Genomic DNA, 6,807 nt, shown 5'->3' with positions numbered 1-6,807 from the left:
CGATCCATTCCTAATGACTGCGCAAAAGTCACCATTAAGGTGCATACACTGACTGAATGCAAAAAGGTATATTCATCTTTATTTTTAATCGCTAATAAACCGACTAAAGCACCGCTATTTCTTAATACCGATTCAGTAATATCGGCCACCACATTGGCCACATCATCCATTTGAATCGCTTGGCCCATGCGCACATCACGCATCACGATTTTTACCGCATTGGTCGCTTGTTGGTGAATTTTATGCGCCCGGCCTAACTCTTCGGCATACGAGACTTTAACAATCATTGAAGGCGCTTCGGCAATGCGTAATAAATCAGCATCTAATTCAGCGTTCACTTCTTCTATGGTCGGCGCATCGGCCAAATCGAGGCCACGAGCGGTATCAATATAAATCTCACGCACGCCGGTGGCGGTAATTTTGGCAATTTCTTCATCGGTTTGAATCACAAAACGGTTACGCACAAAAGGATGATTCATCCAATCCACGTTTAAATCATGGATATACATGCCCGGTTTGATGTATTCAGCAGGGATTTTTTTTATCATGGGAATCGCACTGGCTAAGGTTGATTCATGCTAGTACAGACTGGTGCAAGCCGCACGAAAACACGCCAAATGACAAGCTGACACAAACTCAGTATTTATCTGCGGAACGAAAAGCTTTTTTCCCAAAAACCGCCATTTCCCACCGCCAAAGTACTGAATTTACACCGCTATACCAGCAAACTGGCGCCAATATTGACCGACAAGCCCAAGATCACCATATTGAAAACAAAAGAGAGGATAGATTGCAATAAAACCAAACGGCGCATTGCGCCACTGCCAACCCCGACATCGGCGGTTTGCGAGGCCACGGCGATGGTAAAAGAAAAATACAAAAAATCGGGGTAAGTCGGCTCAGCGGGCTGCTCAGCAAACAGCAGCAAGGGGCTTCGTCCTTGGTGTTGGTAATATAAATGAGCGTAGTGAATCGCAAATGACGTCGGCACTAATAACCAAGAGCCCGCCACGGTTATAAATGCCAAAAGTAAGGGCGCATATTTAAACCACGCCTTAAGCTGATTATCCAGCGCTAAACCCAAAACAATCGCCACCAAACTGGCCACTGCCGCCAAACAGACAAAGGCCAGCACTTGCTTGGCGTTTTCGTCTTGCACTTTAGCCACGGCCCGAATATGTTTGCCGGGCGCGCGAAACATTAAAATCGATAAGCTAATCAAATACAGCCACGAACAGGTATTCCAAGCGAGTAAAAAGCGCATCAGCAGCGAAAAATCGGCGGATAATGCAAAAAACATCACCACACCAGCAACCACTGAAAACATCAGCCGAGGGCGCGCCACAAATAAATGCCGCAGCAACGCAAATTGCCCTTGCGGCTTGGCTGTATCGTTTTCACACGCCATGAATTTACCTATGCCTTTTCGCTTGGACGATGCCGCTCAGGCAAGGCCACATGAAATACTGCATTAAGCTCAACCGGATTGAGCACCAATTGCGCCAAACAATAGCCATCCAGTACCGAATAAAAAGCGCCCATAGCTTCACTCAACACGCCGCGCAAACGGCAAATGCCATCAATACTGCACATCGAATGCGTTGGATCAAAGCATTCCACCATCGGACTATCGGCCTCACTTAAACGCACCAAGCGCCCAACACTGATGTTTTCTGCAGGCAAAGCCAAACGCATGCCCCCGCCCTTACCACGCAAAGTTTCTAAAAAACCATGTCGAGATAAAAAATTAACCACTTTCATCAAATGATTATCCGAAATGCCGTAAGCATTGGCGATTTCGCTTCGCGTCACAATCCCCCCATTTTGTACCGCCACATAAATCAATGTGCGTAAGCAATAGTCGGTAAATACATTCAGACGCATTACGCCTCCTTGCGAAAAATTGAGAATCCATAATACACAGAATCGGCCGTTTTCCGAACGAAAGATCAAGCCCCAGCAACAATCAATTGTATTTGCTCGCAATGCCACAGGCACAAAAAATTCATCTAGATGTAATCGGTTTGTCACGTTGCGCTGAGCATAATAGCGCCACATTAAACCCACGCAATAAGGCTTGTGCAATGAAAACCCTCACCTCGCTGTCGCTTGCTCTGTCGCTACTTTTGACGGCCCCACTGGCTTTGGCCGAAACCACGCTCACGGTATATACCGCGCTTGAAGCCGATCAGCTCAAAGCGTATCAAGCCAAATTTGAAGCAGAAAATCCAGACATCAAAATCAAATGGGTGAGAGATTCCACCGGCATCATTACCGCGAAATTACTCGCCGAAAAAGCCAATCCACAAGCCGATGTGGTGATGGGGCTAGCTGCATCGTCATTATTGATTTTTGAAAAAGACGGCATGCTGCAGCCTTATGCGCCTAAAGGCGTTGAGCTACTCAGTAAAGCCTATGTCGATGATCGCACGCCGCCAGCTTGGGTAGGCATGGATGTATGGGGCGCGGCGATTTGCTTTAACACGGTTGAAGCGGCCAAACAGGGCATTAAAAAACCCGAAAGCTGGAAAGACCTGACCAAGCCTGAATACAAAAATAAAATCGTTATGCCCAATCCAGCCTCAAGCGGCACCGGTTATTTTGACGTGAGCGCATGGTTGCAAATCATGGGCGAAAAAGAAGGCTGGGCGTATATGGATAAACTGCACGATAACATCGCGCAATACACCCACTCCGGCTCAAAACCTTGCAAACAAGCCGCTGCCGGCGAATTCCCAATCGGCATTTCATTTGAATACCGAGCCGCCAAAATCAAAGACGGCGGCGCGCCAATTGATTTGGTGTTTCCAAAAGAAGGCTTAGGCTGGGATCTAGAAGCCACCGCGATTATGAAAGGCACTAAAAACCTCGAAGCGGCAAAAAAACTCGCCGATTGGTCAGCATCAAAATCCGCCAACGAGCTGTATGAAAAGAACTTCGCCATCGTCGCCATGCCCGGTATTGCCAAGCCCAATGCGCATATTCCAGCTGACTACGAACAACGCCTGATCAAACAAGACCTGCGCGTCTCGGCCGCAATGCGCGACAAAACCCTCGCCGAGTGGAGCAAACGCTACGACAGCAAATCAGAGCCGAAAAAGTAAGTCCGCAAATTTGCAGCTGGGGTCGGCGGCGCTCAATTTTACTGCCGCCAAAACCAGTAACAACAGCAATTTAAAAACTTAAAAATCCATGAGTATCTATCTCTAATGCAATATTAATAAGAGGTTAGTGTCTATACCCTTAAAAATAGAGCGATATTCAGATTAATGTTTAATGCTGTGCCGCGCGCGTTGGTCTGGGGCTTAAAACCCCGTCCAAGCGCACCGAGTGCGGAAGGGAGACAAACAGCTTTATCGTTTGGCTCACGACAATCGAGGGCACAGCGAAGCTGGGCGCGCTCAAAAGCGCCTTTCTTTCCCCCTCTTTCTTTGGCGAGTCAAAGAAAGAGGGTCCCCGTCGCGGACTGCGACTGTAAACCACCGTGCCGCAGGCACTTAAAATATTCACAGCAGACGAAAAATACCATGGGTATATACCTACAAATCAATATAAATATAGGATTGGCATCAATACCCATAAAAATAAATTAACGCGCCACCGCGCAGCAACATCCTGTACCAGCAAGAATAGGGCAGCATCGTTTTGGGTCTACTGCATGAAAGGCCAGCAACCGTAAGGACTTTGTATGAACCGAGCACCCGCCATCGCCAGCCAACACGCTGAATTAACCATTCATGGCGTGAATAAAAACTTTGGCGCATTTAGCGCTTTGCGCGATATCTCACTGGCCGTGAATAAAGGCGAGTTTGTTTGCCTATTGGGGCCATCCGGCTGCGGCAAAACCACCTTGCTGCGCATGATTGCCGGGCTTGAATCGTGTGATCGCGGCCTGATTGCCCAAGCGGGCCGCGATATCACCCACGCCGCCCCCAATCAGCGCGATTACGGCATTGTGTTTCAATCGTATGCGCTGTTTCCCAATCTAACGATTGCACGCAATATCGCCTATGGCCTAAAGGGTCGCGCACAAGATCAGCAGCGCCGCGTCAGTGAATTACTCGATTTAATTGGTCTTTCGGCATTGGCCGAACAATACCCAGCGCAAATTTCTGGTGGCCAACAACAACGCGTTGCGCTGGCGCGCGCTTTGGCCACCTCACCGAATTTACTGTTACTAGACGAACCCCTCTCGGCGCTCGATGCGCAAGTTCGCGCGCATTTACGCGGTGAAATTAAAGCGCTGCAACAGCAGCTGGGCATCACCACCATTATGGTGACGCACGACCAAGAAGAAGCGCTCACCATGGCCGACCGAATCGTGGTGATGAATCACGGTGTGATTGAGCAAATTGGCACGCCAGCGGAAATCTATCAACACCCAGCCAGCCGTTTTGTCGCCAACTTTGTTGGCCATTGCAATTGGCTCAACACCCTTGCGGTCAGCCCCCATCAAGTGCAATTGGGTCAGCATACGCTAGCGACGCATCGCGCCAATGCCTTGGTGCAAGGCCAGCAATACGATGTGTTTATTCGCCCAGAAGACATTGAGCTATTGCCGCAATGGCGTAATGACCCACAAGTGGGTTTAGGAAAGTTACTGCAGCTTGAGCTATTAGGCAGCATTTATCGCCTACGGCTGTTGGTTAATGAATGGGATGGCATTGAGCTCGAAGTCATTATTAGCCATCGCGAAATGGCGCAATTGCGCCTTGCCGAGCAGCAGCTGATTCCGATTTATTTACCTGCCGACAAGCTGCGCTGCTTTTTGCCCGAGGTGAGCGCATGAACTCAACACTCACCCTCGAAGCACCGCACGCGCGCTGGCGCAATGAATATTGGGCCACGCTGATTGCTGGCGGCATTGTGCTGATTTTGCTGTTGATTTTAGCTGCCCCCTTATTGGCGATTTTAAGCCAAGCTTTGTTTGATCCTAAAACCGAGCAATGGGGCTTAGGCAGTATTGAAGCGGTACTCGATTCGCCCAGCTTGCTGCAAAGCTTATTCAATAGCGTCAAATTAGCGCTAATGAGCACGCTGATTGTGATTCCACTGGCGTATTTATACGCCGCAGCCCTCACCCGCTCGGCCATGCCGGCCAAAGGCAGCTTGCGAATGCTGGCCTTGATTCCACTCTTAGCGCCGTCGCTGCTACCGGGGATTGCGCTGGTGTATTTATTTGGCAATCAAGGCTTACTTAAATCTTGGTTTCCCGACGGCAGTATTTATGGCTTTTGGGGCATTGTGATCGGCCAAGTGTTTTTTACTTTTCCGCACGCGATGATGATTTTACTCACCGCTCTGCGCGTTGCCGATGGCCGCTTATACGAAGCGGCAAGCGCACTCGGCGCAGGCCGTATCCGGCAATGGTTCACCGTTACTTTGCCTAGCGTTCGCTACGGGGTATTGTCGGCGGCAGTGGTGGTGTTTACCTTGGTGATCACAGATTTTGGCGTCGCCAAAGTCATCGGTGGCTCATTTAACGTGTTGGCGCTTGAAGCGTATAAGCAAGTGATCGGTCAGCAAAACTTCTCGCGCGGCGCGGTCATTGGTTTGCTGCTCTTGGTGCCGGCGGTATTGTCTTTTGTACTCGATCATTACTCGCAAAAAAAGCAACAAGCACTGCTCACGGCACGGGCGCAAACGCTCCACATCAAAGCGACACCGTGGCTAGATCGCTGTGCCCTGCTGTTTTGCCTCGTCGTCAGCGGCGCCTTGCTACTGATTCTGGGCACGGCCATTGCGGCGGCGTTGATTAAGCAATGGCCCTATCAAATGCAGCTGTCTTTACAACATTTTAATTTTGACGATGTAGATGGCGGCGGTTGGAGCGCGTTTAGCAATAGCTTAAAAATGTCGGCGTATACCGCGCTATTTGGCTCGATCTTGGTGTTTAGCGGCGCGTGGCTCACCGAAAAAGTCGCCACTTGCCGTGGCTGGCGACCCATTTTGCATTTATTAGCCATGCTGCCAATGGCGGTGCCCGGATTGGTGCTGGGCTTGGGTTATGTGTTCTTTTTTAATCATCCAAGCAATCCGCTCAATGCGCTCTACGGCACGATGTCGATCTTGGTGCTGTGCTCGATCGCGCATTTTTACACCACCGCGCACCTGACCGCCGTCACCGCACTCAAGCAACTGGACGCGGAATTTGAATTGGTCGCCGCTTCGCTCAAAGTGCCGTTTTGGATCACCGCTTGGCGAGTCACGTTACCAATTTGCCTACCAGCAGCCCTAGAAATTGCGCGCTATTTCTTTATCGCCACCATGACCACGGTGTCGGCCGTGGTGTTTATTTATACCCCCGACACCATGCTGGCCTCGGTATCGGTGCTCAATATGGACGACGCTGGCGATACCGCCGCTTCGGCAGCGATGGCGACCTTAATCGTCATCAGCTCCGCCGCCGCCTGCGCCATCTTTGCCGTGGTGAGTCATTTTTTACAACAACGCAGCCAACTCTGGCGGCGACAAGAATGAGGAGGCTGGGCTAAATCTCAGCGTAGCAACGAGTTGGTTTGGCTTAATTATTCGTGGTTTTAAGTGCCTGCGGCACGGTACCTGATCAGAGCGAAAACCCTTTGGGTTTTGTTCAGACTTGGTGCTGTTACGTTAAATCACAATCGTTTGAGTCGCGCGACTGTAGCTCCTTCCCCCTTGATGGGGGAAGGCTGGAATGGGGGTGTGCAGCGATGCTTTAGCCTTCATCAACACCCAATCAGCACCGTAGGTATTTAACTACCAGCTATATTAAATATTGATCACACAGCAATACCCCTGCGCTTTAAGCGCATTTTTCGGGGATAA

General features: G+C 50.0%; 6 protein-coding genes. 3 read left to right on the top strand and 3 right to left on the bottom strand.

All coding sequences use genetic code 11. From position 1 onward, the window contains the following. The 3 genes from Q0V82_RS07035 to Q0V82_RS07025 all read right to left on the bottom strand — a co-directional run. The coding region (locus Q0V82_RS07035) for a DUF3391 domain-containing protein (protein ID WP_297574071.1) at positions 1-548 on the bottom strand (548 nt) is incomplete at its 3' end. 167 nt (positions 549-715) lie between these two features. Beyond that, entirely contained in the window at positions 716-1,408 is a 693-nt protein-coding gene (locus Q0V82_RS07030; protein ID WP_297574069.1) for a DUF1345 domain-containing protein, read from the bottom strand. Between the two features lie 8 nt (positions 1,409-1,416). Continuing rightward, entirely contained in the window at positions 1,417-1,884 is a 468-nt protein-coding gene (locus Q0V82_RS07025; protein ID WP_297574067.1) for an Rrf2 family transcriptional regulator, read from the bottom strand. Between the two features lie 200 nt (positions 1,885-2,084). On the opposite strand from Q0V82_RS07025, the gene Q0V82_RS07020 reads away from it, so the two are divergent. The 3 genes from Q0V82_RS07020 to Q0V82_RS07010 all read left to right on the top strand — a co-directional run bounded on the left by Q0V82_RS07020 (position 2,085) and on the right by Q0V82_RS07010 (position 6,480). Continuing rightward, a complete protein-coding gene (locus Q0V82_RS07020) occupies positions 2,085-3,104 on the top strand; it encodes a putative 2-aminoethylphosphonate ABC transporter substrate-binding protein (protein WP_297574065.1) in 1,020 nt (339 codons plus the stop codon). A gap of 584 nt (positions 3,105-3,688) precedes the next feature. After that, a complete protein-coding gene (locus tag Q0V82_RS07015; protein WP_297574063.1) occupies positions 3,689-4,789 on the top strand; it encodes a putative 2-aminoethylphosphonate ABC transporter ATP-binding protein in 1,101 nt (366 codons plus the stop codon). Then, positions 4,786-6,480: a putative 2-aminoethylphosphonate ABC transporter permease subunit gene (locus Q0V82_RS07010; protein ID WP_297574061.1), complete on the top strand. Its 1,695-nt coding sequence runs from the start codon at positions 4,786-4,788 to the stop codon at positions 6,478-6,480. The genes Q0V82_RS07015 and Q0V82_RS07010 overlap by 4 nt, the downstream gene beginning before the upstream one ends. The last annotated feature ends 327 nt before the right edge of the window (positions 6,481-6,807 follow it).

It is taken from the genome of uncultured Deefgea sp. (assembly GCF_947072475.1).
GTDB lineage: Bacteria > Pseudomonadota > Gammaproteobacteria > Burkholderiales > Chitinibacteraceae > Deefgea.
The sequence above is the reverse complement of the archived record's forward strand: the minus strand, read 5'-3'. Positions and strand labels throughout refer to the sequence as shown.